Here is a 17,866-nt window from a genome sequence, read left to right on the forward strand (position 1 = left end):
AGAACCGGTTGAAAGGAGGGAGGTCTTTGCGTACACTCCGATAGATGACAGAACCCTTTCCGCGTTTCAGGTATATGAAATCGAAGAGCCGTATCCACCAATTAGGGCGAGTTTTAACGGGATGCATGATAAAACGATGCACAGCCTGTTTTAAGCCGGGGTTTTCTTTAATTCGCTGTTTAAGTGTTTTCTTCTCCATATTGAATGTTTTTTCTTCTTTTTGTCTTCTACCAGATAATCAGGAATTGCCAGGCTATAAGTGATTAATAGACCGAAAAGTGCAATCCACCATCCGAATGATAAGGGCCAATTATATACGGTAATCAACGAAGCCCAGACACTTACGAAGATACATAATTTAAGCGGAGAAGGCGTTAATTGTTGTACGATCCGGTTGCAGAAACTCCAGTTTCCTTCAAATATGGAAGGGAGTAAGTAGGAAGTTGTTTTCCGAATACGTTTCCGGTAAGGACAGACGGGTGCGGACTGGCAATAAACAATCACATCCGGCAAGTAGTCAATATATATATTCTGTCGGAATAATTTTCGTTCGATATTGGTCTTGGAACTTTTCATGTTCTTTTGCAGCCATTTTAGGTCGATTGCCATATTAGTCCCCAATAAATTGGATGACAGTCCGAATTGTGTGTTGCCGGCTCTACAGAGGCTGTTTTTTATTTCCTCACGTATGGCTCGGAAGCGATTACGGATGCCTTTGCGGTTTTCTGTCACCGTATGTAGTTGGATGGCTTGTACGCCGGCATCATAAGCATTATATATCTTATTCAGGAATTGCGGAGATAAAGCGCATGTTGTATGTGACAGGAAGAGAACCAGATCGTATTGCTCCTGATCTAAACTGTTGATTGTCTGATGCAGGTCGCTGTATGTGATGAACTCGTATGAGTCTTCTTTATATATATCCGGAAAAAGGCTTCCTTCCGGAACGAGAATGGCGCAACGGTATGCTTTTTGAGCTTTAGGGTAAGTGATATGTTTGAAATGTGAAGCTACGGCCATCACAAAGAGGTATAGAAGCAAAAGCCCTGTACAGAAGAATACCAGATCATCTATTATGTAGATATAAGAGTCTATCATCTGAAAGGAGATTATACGTTCTCTTTTTGAATGAATGCAGTAACTGTTTTCAGAATAATCTTTATATCCAACCAGAAAGAGAATGTCTTTGCATAAGTGATATCCAATTGCTTGCGTTCTTCAGCAGAAAGTTTACCGGATTCACCTCTTTTCTCTACCTGCCATAAACCGGTCAATCCGGCCGGACCCATAAAACGGTCGATGTGTTCATCGCTTGTCAGCAATTCGGCTTCATAGAGCGGGAGAGGACGGTTGCCTACTATCGACATATCCCCTTTTAAAATATTAATAAGCTGGGGTAATTCGTCAATACTATATTTCCGGATAATGCGTCCTATCTTTGTTATTCGCGGGTCATTTTCCAATTTAACGAAAGCATTGCTTTTTTCCTTGGACTTCTTGTTGATGTAGTCTTCTTCAGAGATTACGAAATCGTCAGATATCAGGAGAATTTCTTCTTCGTCGATTTCTTCATTCATTTCCGCTTCCGGTTCTTCTCCCCAAATATCCTCATCTTCCTGCTGATATTGGTTAAGGGCATTGAAATCCTTTAAATGCTTGTCGGCATCGGTATACATCGAACGGAATTTAAGGAAGTCGAATATCTGATAGTTACTTCCTACTCGCTTGGATTTGTAGATAATGGGTCCCTTGCTTTCTATCCGGATAGCTAGTGCGGTAAATATTAAGAGAGGAGAAAGACATAATATCGCCATTCCTGAAAAGAAAATATCAAAAGTTCTTTTCCATAAAGGCAGGCGAAAAGCATTTATATTTTGTGCTTTAAGTTGAAGTGCCTTTATTTTCTGATCTTTTCTTCGTTTAAGGAAAGTTGATAAATCTTTTAAAGCCTCCTGGCTTGTTTCATATTTTATCGTATTGTTAATACCGGCTTTAAGATATTCGGATGCTTCTTCCTTGGATAAGGAGTCAATCACGAGTACCATATAAAGACCTGGATACTTTTTGCGCATATATTGGATATCTGCAATATCTTTGGATAAGTTCACTTGTTCGAAAAATAGGGCAGCGTCATATTTTTCGTGTATTTTCTCCAATACTTTGATAGCTTTGCTGCAATTGGGCGCAGCATAGAATACCCCAATACTTAATCGGGAGAGTAGTTCTATTGTTTTGCTATCTCTGCCTATATAAACAAAATATTGCATGTGTAGAAGACCCGGTATTAGTCAATAATCTTTTTGATTCGGATTTTGAGTTCCAATGGGTTGAATGGTTTCAGGATATAGTCTTCTGCTCCCTCTTCCAGTAGTCTGATTCTTTCCGTTGTACTTTCCTCACTGGATAACATAACGATAGGAATTGACTTGAATAATTCATTGTTCTTCATGTATCTTAAGAATTCATCCCCCATCATGAGAGGCATACGAATGTCTGAAATAATGAGGTCAGGTACATTGCCTTCATTAAGCCATTCTATTGCTTTGATGGGATCTTCCAAATAGGTAAAATCATACTCTTTTCCTAGATACACACCGGCCACTTTTCCGATTGTCGATTTATCGTCGACTAGTAATATTTTTTTCTTCATACGAATAGACCTTTCTATCGCTTGCTTTGTTATTTGATTTATAGACTAAGATTGTTGTCACATTATATTTGTGATACACTGCAAATATAGATATTATTTTAGAATAATCTCCAATCTGGAGAGTAAAATTCGTGATATATCTTTTTTTTCTATTAATTGCAACTTACGGCATCTTAATGAAAAAACACGGATTCCAGTTTTTATGGAATCCGTGTTAAAAATTAATTGTTAGGTTTATTTATATACTCTTGATGAATCAAAAGTTTTCCACCATTCTTCATTCTTAGTACCGCCACTGGTCACCCAACTTTCGAATAGTGAGTAAGCAGATTTGATATTTACATATTCCAAAGGCCATTTGAAGTCTGTCGGAACCATGATTCCCCATGCCAGGTTATCTTTGCTGATGTAATATCTCTTACGGGAAGTAGAACTATCGTCGTTGTTGCCTCCGAACAAGTCGGTATTTGCCAACTTAGTTGGTTGGTAACCGACGATATGGATTTCTTTACGCTGGTTTCTGTTTCCTTCTACGAAAATGAAAACATTCAGTTTATTGATATTAAGCTCATCCACAGAGATAGGGTTGCTGAACTTTATAGTGAAACTGATATTTTTAGGACTCGTATTGGCAGAGTGACCTGCAATCGTATTGATCTGTTCGTAACGATCTCTTCCCAATGCTTTGTGAGCATCGTCAAATAATGGGATAACAGCATAATCCTGTCCGTTCTCAATCTGATTGCCATTCACGTTAAAGTTTTTAGCAAGAGAGTTATCACTGAATACCACCGGCTGTGTGATAGCACTGGCAGGAACACCGTCCAGCATGATAGCAGCTCCGATGCTCTTAGTAGCTCCGGCAGCCGATAAATCAAGACTTAACGTGAATTCTTCTGCCTTATTATTCTTGTTGATGGAAATCTTTCTTTCTTTGATAATCAGAACAAGGTCGTTCATATCGTAATCTCCATATAATGGCCACTGGTCTTTAAATAGATATGCATAATTGCGAGTATCATCCATGATGATCGGGTATTTAGGATCTTCAGGCTTTTCTCCTTCATTTCCGTTATTCTTTTTACCCGTGCAGACTTCTATCGTAACTTTGGATTCTCCCATTTTAGTAAAGTATGCACCATTCTGCACGTAGAAGTTGTTCCAATATGGGCTTTTTTCAACATGATTATCGCATTCAATGACTAAATTACCATCATACGTGAAACCTTGTCCGGTTATAACCGGAGATTTTATCATGGAAGTATTTTCGCCTTTGCCATAAAACTTAGCATGACCGGTGTTCATATAAATACTTACAGTTGCGTCCAGCATAGAACCATTGCTTAAGTTTACTGTTCCATTGACAAACTCCATCTTAGGAGCTTTTAGGTATCCCTGGGTAAAGTTGAATGTTGCTCCGTTCGCATAGAAAGAAGTAGTGGCTTCCATGCTACAAGCATTGTTGAATGTTGTATTGGTGAGACTGATGGTTGTAAATCTCATGATGTTGTTATTAGTAGCAACAGCATCAGAATTTGCAATTAATGCCTCTCCATAAATCTCTCCATTATTTTCTAATGAGAAGTTGGACGGCAGATTTAATTCGCCTTTCAACTCAATCTTATTGTCATTCACAATTTTTGTGTTAGAATTGATTGAGATATCCTTGCTTGTTATGGTTCCTTCATTGTAGAGTGTTGCGCCGGAGTGTAGCGTCATTTTGTTTGCAACAGTTAGTGTACCCCAATTTCTAAATGTGGCAGGTGCTCCATTGGTGAATGATACATCGTCTGCATTTACTTCTCCTGTTTCCATGATAGTCAGCATGGAGTTTCTTATGAACGTCATGGTTCCTGATGCTTTAATCTTTGCATTGTTCATCACAATGATTTCAATTCCGTTTTGGAATTGGAAAGTTGCAGGAATAGTCCATTGGGCATCTACATAAACTCTGGTTGCGATATCACCGTCATATCCGTCAAATTTGAATGTACCGTTATAGTCAGAGGTGATTTTGTAATTAGCATTACGCAGCAAAGTCGTTCCGGTCATTTCTGTAACTTCCTCAGCATCGGCTGGTATGGAAGAGTAATCAGGTTTTTCAAAAGCAAGACTTCTTGTAACAACGCCACGACTCATTAACGCTCTATTCTGTGCTGCGGATTCTGTATAATAGAGTTTACAGGTAATATTATCGTTGTTTTCGGGTACATCGAACTGATATACCTGTTCACGTCCTTTGGGGTCGGTTTGTTTTACATAAATGCCCTTTTGAGTTGGGAGCAGACTGACAGCAGCTGTAAATTTAAAGTTGTTTTCTTTATTAGCTGTCCTTGCAGCGAGCACGGAAGCGCTTTCATTAGTCAAAGGATCTTCTGCATATATTTCAACTAAATAAGCAAATAGTCCTCCTTCTTCATCTTTCACTTCGACTGAAACATTTTTAGTGGTTATCATGTCCCAATCGATATCATTAGGAGCAGCAAAGCCGTCTCCCATCGGGTTAGGTGTTTCATAAGACGGATCATAGAGATCCTTTCCAGAGTCCACACAACTAAACATAGTACCTGCCATTGCTATTGCAATGATGGGTACAAATTGAACTGTTTTCTTCATCATAATGTATTATTGCTTGATTGTTTGTAACCAAATCCATCACAAAAATAACTGCATATCTTTTATTGGAAATGTTTTTTCTGTTATTTTATAGAGTGAAAACAACGATACTTCCGTTTTGGTTCTTCTTTGGCTCGTTTAGGTTTGATAAAGCCTCGGTGATGACGAAGAGAAATCCCTTGATTTTCACTTTTATAAGACTGCTTAACATGAAAATCAAGGGAGTGTATGAGGTGGATTTAACTTAAGACTTAGTAATTTCTCCTATTAAGCAGGAGTTCATTTTATATCGGATATCCTTGTTGGGTAATCCGTGTCCCAATAAAAACATGAGCTTTGTTATAGCACATTCGGGGGTACTGTCGTATCCGCTGATAACACCTGCTTCCAAAAGGTGCATTCCTGTTTCATAACGTCCCATCTCTACTGCTCCGGAGGCACATTGTGTGATGTTGACAATGATAATTCCGCGATCGGTAGCTTCCTTTAGCTGGCGGATGAACCATTCCTTTTGCGGGGCGTTTCCTGAACCGAAGGTTTTCATGACAACCGCCTTTAATCCGGGAACATGAAGCAGAGAGGTCACGATACTCTCCTGGATGCCAGGAAAGAGGGTCAGAATAACTACATTGGTATCAAATAGATAATGCGGCTTTAATGGCTTTGTCGGGTCCGGTTTCCGGATAAGATTAGGTTCGTATTTGATATGGATGCCTACCCGTGCCAAGGGTGGGTAATTGAAAGAGCGGAAAGCGTTGAAATTCTCCGCATTAATTTTGGTGGTACGGTTGCCACGCATCAAATGATTCTCAAAGAAAATACAAACCTCCGGAACAATGGCTGTACCGTCCGGATTTTTAGCGGCTGCAATTTCGATGGCTGTAATGAGATTTTCTTTTCCGTCTGTGCGCAAAGTTCCGATCGGTAGCTGGGAACCGGTGAGGATGACGGGCTTGCTTAGGTTTTCGAGCATAAAACTTAGTGCAGAGGCCGTGTAAGCCATCGTATCTGTTCCGTGAAGGATGACAAAACCATCGAAATAATCATAATTGTAGTTGATGATTTTTACTAGTTTTGCCCAGTAAGCAGGTTCCATGTCCGAAGAGTCGAGAGGGGGATCGAATTGGTAGGAGGAAATGCGGTAGTTGAATCTTTTCAGTTCGGGGACGTGCTTAAGCAAATGATCGAAGTTGAAATTTTCTAAGGCACCTGTTTCCGGATTCTCTATCATTCCGATAGTACCACCCGTGTAAATTAACAAAACGGAAGGGGTTTCTGCTCTCATAATTGTTGAATTACTGTTAAAATACTGACAAAGATATAGATTAATTACGAATTATGAGCAGTAAATGATGAATTTGTATGTAGTTTATGATGAAATGTTATAAATCTGAATAATTATGCGGAATAATCAGATGAATTATAAGAAAATGGCTTCTATATCGTTATAAGTAAATAATCAAAGTAATTAAGCAGAATAACCGTATCAAATCATTCTACTTAATTACTTATTGCTGGATTACTAGTCTGTTGTACTTATTTCAATGCTTCTTTTAATTTCAGAATAGCTTTTTCCGGGTCTTTTTCTTCTTCAAGCAGAGTGACGAACTTACTTCCGATGATAGCTCCGGAAGCGTGTTCGCAAGCTGCTTGGAATGTTGCTTTATTGGAGATACCAAATCCCACCATCAACGGATTGTTTAGATGCATATCTTCAATCTTTTTGAAGTAAGCCCGTTTTTGTTCGTTGAAATCTTGTTGCGCTCCGGTGGTTGCTGCTGATGAAACCATGTAAATGAATCCGTCGGTATGTGTGTCTATTTCGCGTACCCGTTCTTCGCTGGTTTCCGGTGTAATAAGCATAATCACTTTGATGTTGTAGCGTTCGGCAATAATACGATAATGTTCTTGGTAATCACGGAAAGGGAGATCGGGGATGATGACGCCATCAATACCACATTCCACACATTTGTGGCAGAAGTTTTCAAATCCGAATTGCATGATTGGATTTAGATATCCCATAAGTACAAGTGGAATTTTCACGTCTTTGCGAATATCCCGTAATTGTTCAAAAAGAAGTTTTAAAGACATGCCGTTGCGCAATGCTTGGGTAGCGGCATTCTGGATAACAATGCCGTCTGCCATCGGATCACTGAAAGGAATACCGATTTCAATCATGCTCACTCCATGTTTTTCGAGCGTGCGGATTACATCGGCAGTACCGTCTAAAGTGGGAGTGCCGGCACAAAAATAAATGGAAAGTATGTCTTTCTTGTTGCTGTTGAAAAGTTGATTAATTTTATTCATGATGTTGGAATTTTTAGATTATGATTTTAATTCGTTTAGAAATGTCCGGATACGTTCCGGATCCTTTTCTCCCGGTTTGATTTCAAAACGGCTGTTGAGATCATATCCGGCAAGCCGGGGATGCTTGAACTCTTTCAGGGCATTGGCACTGTATGAGTTGATACCTCCGCTCAAAAGGAAAGGTACATGTCCATTGTATGTATGCAATATACTCCAATCAAATTGATTTCCCGAACCACCGTATTGTTCGTATTTGGTATCGAACAGAAAAAGATCGCAGATTTTTTCGTAGTCATACACCTTTTTCAAGTCTTTGGGGCGGTCTACTGAAAATGCCTTGATGATTTTTAATCCTGTAGAATGTAAAGACCGGCAGTATTCCGGCGATTCATTTCCGTGGAGTTGTATATAATTCAGTTCGAAACGATCAGCATACATGCTGACCACTTGCTTGTCTTCATTGACGAAGACTCCGACACGCTGGGCATGAGTGGGCAAGTAAACCGGAAGCTCGTAGACACATCGGGGAGATTTAGGATAAAAGATGAATCCCAGCATATCTATGCCTTCGATAGATTCTACGTCCTGTATGTTTTCAGCTTCTCGCATACCGCATACTTTGATAATTTTTCCGTTAATCATAGGGCTGTCCGTTTTGAATAATTGGTTTATTGAATGGCTTGCAGGAAATTCCGTAAGGTTTCTCCCGGTTGCTGCGTTTTCATAAATGTTTCGCCAATCAGGAATCCCCGGAATCCGGCTGCCCGGAGGCGTTTAACAATTTCCGGATCAGAGATACCGCTTTCAGATACCAATACAGCATCTTGAGGAAGTTGTCCGGCCAGACGGAAAGAGTTTTCCACATCGGTGAAGAAAGTACCCAGATTACGGTTGTTGATACCTACCATATCTATTTCTTTGTTGATGTATGCCAATTCCTCGGAACTATGAATCTCTAATAGGACCTCCAGACCTAATCTATGAGCTTTCTCTGCAAGTTCATTGCATTTTTCCAGTTCTAGTGCGGCTGCGATAAGAAGTACGGCATCTGCACCGACAATTTTGGCTTGATAAAGCTGATATTCGTCGATGATGAAGTCTTTTCTAAGAATGGGAATTTCCACCAAAGGGCGTGCGGTGCGGATATCTTTCAGGCTTCCTCCGAAAAACTTCTCGTCAGTAAGGATGGAAAGGGCGGAGGCACCTGCTGTCACATAGGAGGGAACGATCTCTTCCGGACGCGCTTCTTCTTTTATCCATCCTTTGGAAGGAGAGCGCCGTTTGAACTCGGCAATAATTCCTGATGCGGAAGAGGCTAATGCCTGCTTCATAGAGCGGGGAGCCGGGGATTCGCCGATACCTTCCTGTAATTGTTCGATAGAGATAGCCTGCTTTTGCAGGTCAACTTCAAATCGTTTATTGGCTATAATCTCGGATAATATATCTTTCATCAGTTCATTGGTTTTTATGTTTATAATCAGACTTGCTAATCGTAAATCAAATTAACTATTCAATTCAATGAATTTTTTTAGTGTAGCTAATGCGCGTCCGCTTTCCAATGACTCTTTTGCAAGGGCGATACATTCTTCAATTGTCTTTTCCGGACAAATCACGTGGATAGCGAAAGCGGAGTTGACTATCACTACATTTTTTTGAGCTTCCGTAGCTGTATTGTTCATGATACGGTCGAAAATCTTAGCTGCATCTTCCGGTGTTTGTCCGCCATCCAGGTCAATATCCTTATATCGGGAGAAGCCGAGACTCTCGGGAGTGTAAATCTTTTCATGATCGCTGGTTGCCACTTTAAACTCGTTGGTCAGAGAAATCTCATCATATCCGTCAAGACTATGAACAACGGCAAATTTCGTTTTACTTTCCTGATAAGTATAGGTATAAAGGCGAAGTAACGGGAGATTGTAAACTCCTAACAGTTGATAGGCCGGTAATACCGGATTTACCAATGGACCGAGCATGTTGAAGAAAGTGCGTACTGCCAATCCTTTGCGAACGGGAGCTACTGCTTTTAATGCCGGATTGAATAAAGGAGCATGCAGATAAGCAAGATTGCATTTTTCCATGCTGCGACGCAGTTGGTCTACATCACTGGTAAATTTCACACCGTGTTGCTCCATTACATTACTGGCGCCACTGACCGATGTTGCTCCATAATTACCATGTTTCACAACCGGGAAGCCGGCTCCGGCAACTGTAAAGCAGGAAGCTGTGGAAATGTTAAATGTATTTTTTCCGTCACCTCCGGTTCCTACGATATCTATCGGAGCGAAATCACTCAAATCAACCGGAATACGCATTTCCAATAGTGCGTCACGAAAACCGCATAATTCCTCTACGGAAATATTACGCATCAGAAAGACGGTGATTAGTGAGGCCACTTGTACCTCATTATATTTTCCTTGCGCGATGTTCTGTAAAATGGTGCGCGCCTCATCGCGTCCCAAATATTGATGTTCGAAAAGTTTGTATAGAATCTGTTTCATAAGTTTAATCGTTTAAGAAGTTTTTGATAATTTCTTTTCCTTGCGGAGTTAATACTGATTCGGGATGGAACTGAATTCCATGTACATTATACGTTTTATGGCGGATTGCCATGATTTGTCCTTCCTGACTTTCTGCCGTTATTTCCAGGCAGTCGGGAAAGCCTTCCCGGCTGACTACCCAGGAATGGTATCTTCCGACAGGGATTTCTTTTCCTAGTCCTTCAAAAAGTAGATCCTGACGAATGATGCTAACCGGGGTTTGTACTCCATGATATACTTCTTTGAGGTTTTCCAGGCGTGCTCCGAAGGCTTCGCCGATAGCTTGATGACCCAGGCAGACCCCCAAAATGCTTTTGGTCGGAGCATATCTCTTAATAATAGGTAGTAACAATCCTGCCTCTTCAGGTATGCCCGGTCCGGGAGACAGGATGATTTTATCAAAACGATCTACTTCATCAAGCTCTATCTGGTCGTTGCGAACTACTTCTACATCTGTAGCCCCTAATTCTTTCACTGCGTGCAGTAGGTTATAAGTGAAAGAGTCGTAGTTATCTAAAAGTAATATTTTCATTTTTATTGTCATTGTAAAATGGTTGTTCAAATACTATCTCTGCTTTCAATTTTTTAATTTGACAGCTAAATCAATCGCCTTTTTCAGTGCTCCCAGTTTGTTGTTCACCTCTTGCAGTTCATATTCATCCTGACTGCGGGCTACAATACCTCCTCCGGCTTGGAACCAGAGTTCATTGTTGCGGCTTACAAAAGTACGGATAGTGATAGCCTGATTTAATTCGTCGTTCAATCCGATAAAACCGATACAGCCACCATAGGCTCCACGATTATGTGGTTCGATTTCGCTGATTAACTGCATAGCGCGTACTTTGGGAGCACCGCTTAATGTGCCGGCAGGGAACGTATCAATAAACGTTTTTATTTTGTCCGCGCCTTCATTTAGCATACCGCTGACACGGCTTACTAAGTGAATAACATGGCTATAATATTGCGGCTCTTTGTAGAACACCACTCGTACGTCATGGCAATTACGTGAAAGGTCGTTTCTTGCAAGATCAACCAGCATGACATGCTCTGCATTTTCTTTAGGGTCAGCCAGTAAAGCTTCTGTCAGTTCCCGGTCTTTTACTGTATCTCCGGTACGGCGGGTAGTTCCGGCAATCGGATCGATGTAAGCACGACCATCTTCGATTTTGCAATGTGTTTCCGGTGAAGATCCGAAGATGCGGTATCCTCCGAAATCGAAGTAGAAAAGATAAGGAGAAGGATTGATGCTGCGGAGTGCACGATAAACTTTGAAATCATCTCCGGCATAAGGTTGGATAAATCTTCTGGAAAGTACGATTTGGAAAACATCTCCGCGCATACAGTGTGCGATTCCTTTGCGAACATTTGCTTTATGCTCTTCGTCAGTAATGGGGCTGGTTACAGGGCCTGTTACAGAGAAATTGTAGGAAGCATAATTTCGGTTCTCGATGGCTGCTTCCAATTCCGGCAAGCCGCTTTCTTCGCCTTCGGACAACATTTCAACTAATGTCAATTCATTTTTGAAATGATTGAAAACAATAACATACTTATATAATATGTATAATAAATCCGGAGCATCGTTCTGCTCATCGTGACTTTCTTTCACTGGGATGTGTTCGAAATATTTCACGGCATTGAACGTCGTATATCCGTAAAGCCCGCATACATTCTTATGATCTCCAGTCACCTGGAATTGATTGATAAACCGGTTCATAGCCTTTTCTACATTAAATGTTTTTGTCAGCGGTTCTTCCGTGCGGCTGTTATCGGGATAGTTGGCAGTAACAATACCGCAGTTCACGCCGATACTTGCCAAGGGGCAGAGGGCTATAAATGACAAGGAATTTTCTCCGGCATGATAGTCGGAACTTTCCATTAATGCGGATTGCGGATACATGTCGCGCACTTTCAGGTAAATGCTGACGGGAGTATGCATATCTCCGAGCACTTGTTTGCTATGAGTTGTATAATTAAATGTTTTCATTTCTATAATTGCTTGATTATTGATTACGAATGATGGTTTACTAATTACTTATTGCTGTTCATTAAACGATAAATAGGTTTCAATATCTTTGTCTCCTCGTCCTGAAACAGTCAATACAACGATATCTTCCGGTTTGAACTTCAATTTTTTCAAAGCCCCTAATGCATGGGCAGATTCCAGTGCAGGGATAATACCTTCGAGTTTAGTTAGTTCGTAAGCGGCTTCTATTGCTTCGTCGTCATTGATTGCCAAAACGTTGGCACGTCTTTGTGCGGCAAGATTGGCGTGTATCGGACCAATACCCGGATAATCCAGTCCGGCGGAAATCGAGTAAGGCTCTTCAATCTGTCCGTCTTCGTTTTGGATGACATAGGTACGCGCTCCGTGGATAATTCCCATTTTACCGAGTTGGATGGTAGCGGCGGTCATTCCGGTTTCTATCCCTTTGCCTCCGGCTTCTGCCAGGATGATGCCTACCCGTTCATCGTTGATATAATGATAAATCGTTCCGGCAGCATTACTTCCTCCTCCGACGCAGGCTATCAGATAATCCGGATAGTCACGTCCTTCTTTTTCTTGTAGTTGTTTTTTTATTTCTTCGCTGATAACAGATTGCAGGCGTGCCACCATATCAGGATAAGGATGAGGGCCCACGGTAGAGCCGATAATATAATAAGTGTCGGCAGGATGACAACACCAGTCGCGGATCGCTTCGTTGGTTGCGTCTTTCAAGGTCATGTTTCCGGAAGTAACGGGAATAACGGTAGCTCCCAGCATTTTCATTTTCTCCACATTGATATGCTGGCGTTCTACATCTGTCTTTCCCATATAAACGATACATTCCATATCCATCAATGCACATACGGTAGCTGTTGCTACTCCATGTTGTCCGGCTCCGGTTTCGGCGATGATGCGCTTCTTTCCCATGCGGCGTGCCAGCAAGATTTGTCCGATGGTGTTGTTGATTTTGTGTGCACCGGTATGATTCAGGTCTTCCCGTTTCAGATACAACTTGCAACCATACTTTTCGGAAAGGCGTTTTGCCAGATAGAGTGGGGAAGGGCGTCCTACGTAGTCGCGTAATAATTGCTCAAATTCCTTTTTAAACTCTTCGCTTTCAATCACTTCGAGGTACTTGTTCGTCAGTTCCTCAACACATTTGTGGAGGATTTCCGGTACGTAAGCACCGCCGAATTCTCCGTAATAGCCATCCTGATCAACTAAAAAACTTTTCATAATCCTATATCTATTTTTATGTTATTATTGAATCTGTTTTGAAACGGGGGTAAATAAAAAGAGCCCTGTCGCAGGTTGCGACAGGGCTCTTTCAAATTTGTTATATCTTTAATGAGGTATATACATACGAGCACTGCTCCCTTACGACTGTCGGAGTTGTAACGGGCGCCACCACCAATATGTATTTACTAACATTGTTCTCATTGTCTTTTGTAATTTTATGGGGGCAAATATAGACACTTTGTTTGAAACAGCAAACAAAATATGACTTTTTTTCTCTTTTGCCTTCATTTTTCTGATATAGAACAATTTTCAACCTGAACTGTTCTTATAAATATTGAATATTTAAACAAAAACAATTATGAAACAGAGAAAAGTTTTAGTAGGTATCGCTATTGCCATTTTCATTATATTATTATTGTATTGGTTATTGGTAGCAGAGGATATGAAACCCTGGTTGTCGGCTATGGTTCCTTCCGTGGCACAACAATTCTTTGCTTGATTCTGACAGGCTTCGGATAAATCATGTATCTTTGCAAGGATAGTGACTAATAACCAAAATAATAACAATAGACTAAGATATGGAAAATTTTATTTTTCAAAATCCCGTGAAACTAATCATGGGAAAAGGGATGATTGCCCGGCTGGCTAAAGAAATACCGTCCGACAAACGTATTATGATTACTTTTGGCGGCGGAAGCGTGAAGAAAAACGGAGTGTACGATCAGGTAAAGGAAGCATTGAAGGACCATTTTACAGTAGAATTCTGGGGAATCGAGCCCAATCCTGCCATCGAAACTCTCCGTAAAGCGATTGCTTTGGGAAAAGAAGAGAAAGTGGACTATTTGCTGGCTGTTGGCGGCGGTTCTGTTATTGACGGTACGAAATTGATTTCCGCAGGAATCCTGTATGATGGTGATGCCTGGGATTTAGTACTTGCCGGACGCCCGGTAACTCATACTGTACCTCTTTCCACTGTATTGACTTTGCCTGCTACCGGTTCGGAAATGAATAACGGAGCAGTTATTTCCCGTCGCGAAACGAAAGAGAAATATCCTTTTTATGCCAACTATCCAATCTTCTCTATTCTTGATCCGGAAGTAACTTTTACCTTGCCTCCTCATCAGGTGGCTTGTGGATTGGCTGATACCTATGTTCATGTGATGGAGCAATATATGACTACTTCCGGACAGAGTCGCGTTATGGACCGTTGGGCAGAAGGTATTCTACAAACTCTGGTGGAGATTGCTCCGAAAATTCGTGAAAACCAGCATGATTATCAACTGATGGCTGATTTTATGCTTTCGGCTACAATGGCATTGAATGGATTTATTGCTATGGGAGTGTCTCAAGACTGGGCTACTCACATGATCGGGCATGAAATTACTGCTTTGCACGGATTGACACATGGCCATACGTTAGCCATTGTTCTTCCTGCCACGTTGCAAGTGCTTCATGAAGAAAAAGGGGATAAGCTTTTGCAGTATGGTGAAAGAGTTTTGGGAATTACTTCCGGTACAAGAGAAGAGCGGATTGATGAAGCAATTTGCCGTACCGAAGAATTTTTCCGTTCACTGGGACTGACTACACGTTTGCATGAAGAGAACATCGGACAGGAAACTATTCTGGAAATCGAACGCCGCTTCAATGAACGTGGTGCTAAATATGGTGAGAATGGAAATGTAACAGGTGCTGTTGCTCGTAGAATATTAGAGACTGCACTTTAGGCACACTCTTACATGAAGTTTATAGAATAAGAAGGTTTCCGAAAAATCCTTCTTGCTAAATAAAATGTGTACCCTAAAAGTTGGATATAAAACTTTTGGGGTACATTTCATTAGTAGTGGTAATAATGTAAAGTAGCGGGGCTGTATAATCATCTTACAGGGTATACTTCATAATCAGTAGCAGTAGAAAGAGTGATTTTATAAATCCAAGGCTTTTCGGTATTCTGCTTACTATTTCTCAATTTTCTCTGTTCTTGGAATTTTGAACCAGAAACAAGAACCTTCTCCTTCTTTAGATTCCGCTCCGATAACTCCTCCCAGCCGCTCTACTATGACACGGCAGATGGCTAGTCCGAGACCTGTTCCTTTAATAAACGAATTCAGTTTGACGAAACGTTCGAACACCTTGTCTATTTTGTCAGCAGGAATTCCGATACCTGTATCTTTTACATAAAAGTATATTTCATCACTTGCTTCTTCAATCCGGTATCCCATTTCGATAGAACCTTTGGAAGTGAATTTTAAGGCATTGTTTGTAAAGTTGATGATAACCTGTGATAAGCGTATGCGGTCTGTATTAATAATGCATTGATTTGCTCTCTCTGTGAATACGATTTGTACGTCCGGTGAAGAGTTCTTTTCTTGCATTTGTCTGCAAATACCTTCCATCAGTTCATTAATGTCAGTTTGTGCAAATGTGAATTCCATAGTACCAGCTTCGATTTTGGAAAGATCCAGAATATCGTCTATCAGTTGCAATAATAAGATATTGTTGCTGGAGATTATTTTCACGAACTCCTGTTTCTCTTCTTCCTCCTCTGTTTGGCAAACCATTTCGGAAAATCCTACAATTGCGTTTAGTGGGGTTCGTATTTCATGGCTCATATTAGCGAGAAAGGCAGATTTCAGTCGATTGGATTCTTCGGCTTTTTCCTTTGCCTCTTGCAGCATTCTGTTCATTTTTAGTTTTTCAGTGATGTTTTCAAAACGAAGTAATCCGCCAATAATTTCAGTTTCTTTTTCGTCGCCAAAAACGGGAGTTGCGGTCACTTCAAAATCTACATCGTCTACTCTGATTGTATGTCGGATTATTTTGCCTTGTTCGATTGCTTTCTTGAAAGCACATTGTCCACATGGTTCATTACGAAGTGCACTGGTCTGATAGCAAATTTTTCCCGGTATGTATTGTCTTCCTTTTACCAGGCTGGCGATTTGTCTTGTTTCTTCCCATTGCACCCGGTAATTTTTATCAATATAGATAAGCCCGAAGTCAATACTTTTTAGAGCTAGTTTCTGCTTCTTCAATGCTTTTTCCAGTTCTTCTTTGGCTGCAATCAATTCTCTTTCATAATTCTTGAGTTGAGTGATCTCCCATCGGGTTGCTAGTAGCCATCTTTTTTCCCCTTCCCATGAAATAATTGATTTTACAGCAATCGTATCATGGGTGATTCCATCGGGAGTGATATATTTTTCTTCTTTGCGGTATACTTTGCCTTCTTGTACGAGTTCTTTGTCGATATTCCGGTATTTTTCTCCTCTTTCTTCTCCGTATATTTCGTAGTCAGTATGTCCGATGGCTTCTTCACTACTGATACCGGATTGAACGGCTGATTCTTTATTCCAGTAATAGTATCGGAAATCATTTGTAATATCTTTTACGAAGATTGGAAAAGGGAGATTGTCGAGAATGTCAAAAGAAAAGCGGTAGGAATGATTGGTCTTTTTAATTGTTTTTTGTAGTTTGCGGATTCTATATAATAAGATGCTGATGATAAGAAGTAAAATAATTACCAGTAAATAATTATAACCCCAAGGTACTTCGCCAATCCAGGAAATTAACAAAATATTGTTTGCCATAAAATGTTTGATATAAATAGGGTGTAAAGATATGAATTGTTCTCTGAACTATCAAAAGATAATACATAAATATATTGCTTTTCAACATTATATTATGAGGATGTAATAAAATATGATATAATGAATGTGGATGTATGGTGTCTTGTATTTCCTGTATGGTATGATATTTTGAATGATTTTGAATCTTTTTCTAGAGGAAAAATGTATTAAAATATTAAATGATGTCTCATGAACTAAAATCATTTCTAATTTGTTTTAATAACGCTGGAGTATTTTCTATTTTTGTTCACCTAAATTAGTTTTGATAGAGTCAAAATAAAACAATCATTTAATTACGTATGCTAATAACCATTATTATTCTCGTTCTTTCGGCTGTCTTTTTCGTGAACGGCAAGGTTCGTTCGGATATTGTGGCACTATGTGCGCTGATAGCCTTACTTGTTTTTCAGATATTAACTCCTGACGAGGCACTCTCCGGTTTTTCCAATTCGGTAGTCATTATGATGATCGGATTGTTTGTTGTAGGAGGGGCTATTTTCCAGACGGGACTGGCAAAAATGATTAGTTCCCGAATTCTTAAACTTGCGGGAACCAGTGAGATCCGGTTGTTTCTATTGGTGATGTTGGTGACTTCTGTCATTGGCGCGTTTGTCAGTAACACAGGTACGGTGGCATTGATGCTTCCTATTGTTGTTAGTCTGGCGATGAGTGCCGACATGAATCCCAGCAGGCTGTTGATGCCGTTGGCTTTTGCAAGTAGTATGGGAGGTATGATGACTCTGATTGGTACTCCGCCGAACCTTGTGATACAGAATACGTTGACTTCCGCCGGACTTGAGCCGCTTTCTTTCTTCTCTTTCCTGCCTGTCGGCATTGTCTGTGTAATTGTCGGTACACTGGTTCTGATGCCGCTTAGTAAATGGTTTCTTTCTAAAAAAGGACAGAAAGATGA

16 protein-coding genes and 1 pseudogene are annotated in these 17,866 nt (G+C 40.5%); 3 read left to right on the top strand and 14 right to left on the bottom strand.

What is annotated here, in order from left to right; translation table 11 throughout:
• From ACT8YW_RS16555 to trpB, 13 genes and pseudogenes are all read right to left on the bottom strand, one after another.
• Nucleotides 1–199 (bottom strand): annotated as a pseudogene (locus ACT8YW_RS16555) (acyltransferase); the annotation flags it as partial.
• Nucleotides 151–1,098 (bottom strand): glycosyltransferase family 2 protein, encoded by a 948-nt coding sequence (locus ACT8YW_RS16560; protein ID WP_444106222.1) that lies wholly within the window; start codon nucleotides 1,096–1,098, stop codon nucleotides 151–153. The gene ACT8YW_RS16560 and the pseudogene ACT8YW_RS16555, both read right to left, overlap by 49 nt.
• 11 nt (nucleotides 1,099–1,109) lie before the next feature.
• Nucleotides 1,110–2,267: a sugar transferase gene (locus tag ACT8YW_RS16565; RefSeq protein ID WP_444106224.1), complete on the bottom strand. Its 1,158-nt coding sequence runs from the start codon at nucleotides 2,265–2,267 to the stop codon at nucleotides 1,110–1,112.
• A gap of 17 nt (nucleotides 2,268–2,284) precedes the next feature.
• Complete coding sequence (locus tag ACT8YW_RS16570; RefSeq protein ID WP_004300114.1) at nucleotides 2,285–2,650, bottom strand: response regulator; 366 nt, start codon at nucleotides 2,648–2,650, stop codon at nucleotides 2,285–2,287.
• A 234-nt stretch (nucleotides 2,651–2,884) separates the two neighbouring features.
• The gene (locus ACT8YW_RS16575; protein ID WP_444106226.1) at nucleotides 2,885–5,269 is read right to left on the bottom strand and encodes an LruC domain-containing protein; all 2,385 of its coding nucleotides are present in this window, start codon (nucleotides 5,267–5,269) and stop codon (nucleotides 2,885–2,887) included.
• 241 nt (nucleotides 5,270–5,510) lie between these two features.
• Nucleotides 5,511–6,551 carry an asparaginase gene (locus tag ACT8YW_RS16580; RefSeq protein WP_004300111.1) on the bottom strand — a complete coding sequence of 347 codons (1,041 nt, stop codon included), beginning with the start codon at nucleotides 6,549–6,551 and terminating at the stop codon, nucleotides 5,511–5,513.
• Nucleotides 6,552–6,802: 251 nt separating this feature from the next.
• On the bottom strand, nucleotides 6,803–7,573 hold the full coding sequence (gene trpA, locus ACT8YW_RS16585; RefSeq protein ID WP_444106228.1) for a tryptophan synthase subunit alpha: 771 nt from the start codon (nucleotides 7,571–7,573) through the stop codon (nucleotides 6,803–6,805).
• An 18-nt stretch (nucleotides 7,574–7,591) separates the two neighbouring features.
• Complete coding sequence (locus tag ACT8YW_RS16590) at nucleotides 7,592–8,215, bottom strand: phosphoribosylanthranilate isomerase (RefSeq protein ID WP_444106230.1); 624 nt, start codon at nucleotides 8,213–8,215, stop codon at nucleotides 7,592–7,594.
• 26 nt (nucleotides 8,216–8,241) lie between these two features.
• A complete protein-coding gene (trpC, locus tag ACT8YW_RS16595) occupies nucleotides 8,242–9,024 on the bottom strand; it encodes an indole-3-glycerol phosphate synthase TrpC (RefSeq protein WP_444106232.1) in 783 nt (260 codons plus the stop codon).
• Nucleotides 9,025–9,075: 51 nt separating this feature from the next.
• A complete protein-coding gene (gene trpD, locus ACT8YW_RS16600) occupies nucleotides 9,076–10,071 on the bottom strand; it encodes an anthranilate phosphoribosyltransferase (protein WP_444106234.1) in 996 nt (331 codons plus the stop codon).
• A gap of 4 nt (nucleotides 10,072–10,075) precedes the next feature.
• Nucleotides 10,076–10,642: an anthranilate synthase component II gene (locus ACT8YW_RS16605; RefSeq protein ID WP_444106236.1), complete on the bottom strand. Its 567-nt coding sequence runs from the start codon at nucleotides 10,640–10,642 to the stop codon at nucleotides 10,076–10,078.
• Between the two features lie 45 nt (nucleotides 10,643–10,687).
• Nucleotides 10,688–12,094 (bottom strand): anthranilate synthase component I family protein, encoded by a 1,407-nt coding sequence (locus tag ACT8YW_RS16610; RefSeq protein ID WP_444106238.1) that lies wholly within the window; start codon nucleotides 12,092–12,094, stop codon nucleotides 10,688–10,690.
• A gap of 48 nt (nucleotides 12,095–12,142) precedes the next feature.
• Nucleotides 12,143–13,330, bottom strand: coding sequence for a tryptophan synthase subunit beta (gene trpB / locus ACT8YW_RS16615; RefSeq protein WP_004300103.1), 1,188 nt, complete (start codon nucleotides 13,328–13,330; stop codon nucleotides 12,143–12,145).
• A 361-nt stretch (nucleotides 13,331–13,691) separates the two neighbouring features.
• Between trpB and ACT8YW_RS16620 the strand changes: the two genes are divergently transcribed.
• Together ACT8YW_RS16620 and ACT8YW_RS16625 are read left to right on the top strand one after the other, a co-directional pair.
• Entirely contained in the window at nucleotides 13,692–13,832 is a 141-nt protein-coding gene (locus ACT8YW_RS16620; RefSeq protein WP_004300101.1) for a hypothetical protein, read from the top strand.
• Nucleotides 13,833–13,911: 79 nt separating this feature from the next.
• Nucleotides 13,912–15,057: an iron-containing alcohol dehydrogenase gene (locus tag ACT8YW_RS16625; protein WP_444106240.1), complete on the top strand. Its 1,146-nt coding sequence runs from the start codon at nucleotides 13,912–13,914 to the stop codon at nucleotides 15,055–15,057.
• Between the two features lie 231 nt (nucleotides 15,058–15,288).
• Here the strand turns inward: ACT8YW_RS16625 and ACT8YW_RS16630 are convergent, their stop codons facing one another.
• On the bottom strand, nucleotides 15,289–16,914 hold the full coding sequence (locus tag ACT8YW_RS16630; protein WP_444106242.1) for a PAS domain-containing sensor histidine kinase: 1,626 nt from the start codon (nucleotides 16,912–16,914) through the stop codon (nucleotides 15,289–15,291).
• A 338-nt stretch (nucleotides 16,915–17,252) separates the two neighbouring features.
• Between ACT8YW_RS16630 and ACT8YW_RS16635 the strand changes: the two genes are divergently transcribed.
• Nucleotides 17,253–17,866, top strand: a 614-nt coding sequence (locus ACT8YW_RS16635; RefSeq protein ID WP_444106244.1) for an SLC13 family permease, incomplete at its 3' end; no start/stop codon positions are given.

The sequence above is a fragment of the Bacteroides sp. genome, assembly GCF_052357945.1.
Classification (GTDB): Bacteria; Bacteroidota; Bacteroidia; order Bacteroidales; family Bacteroidaceae; genus Bacteroides.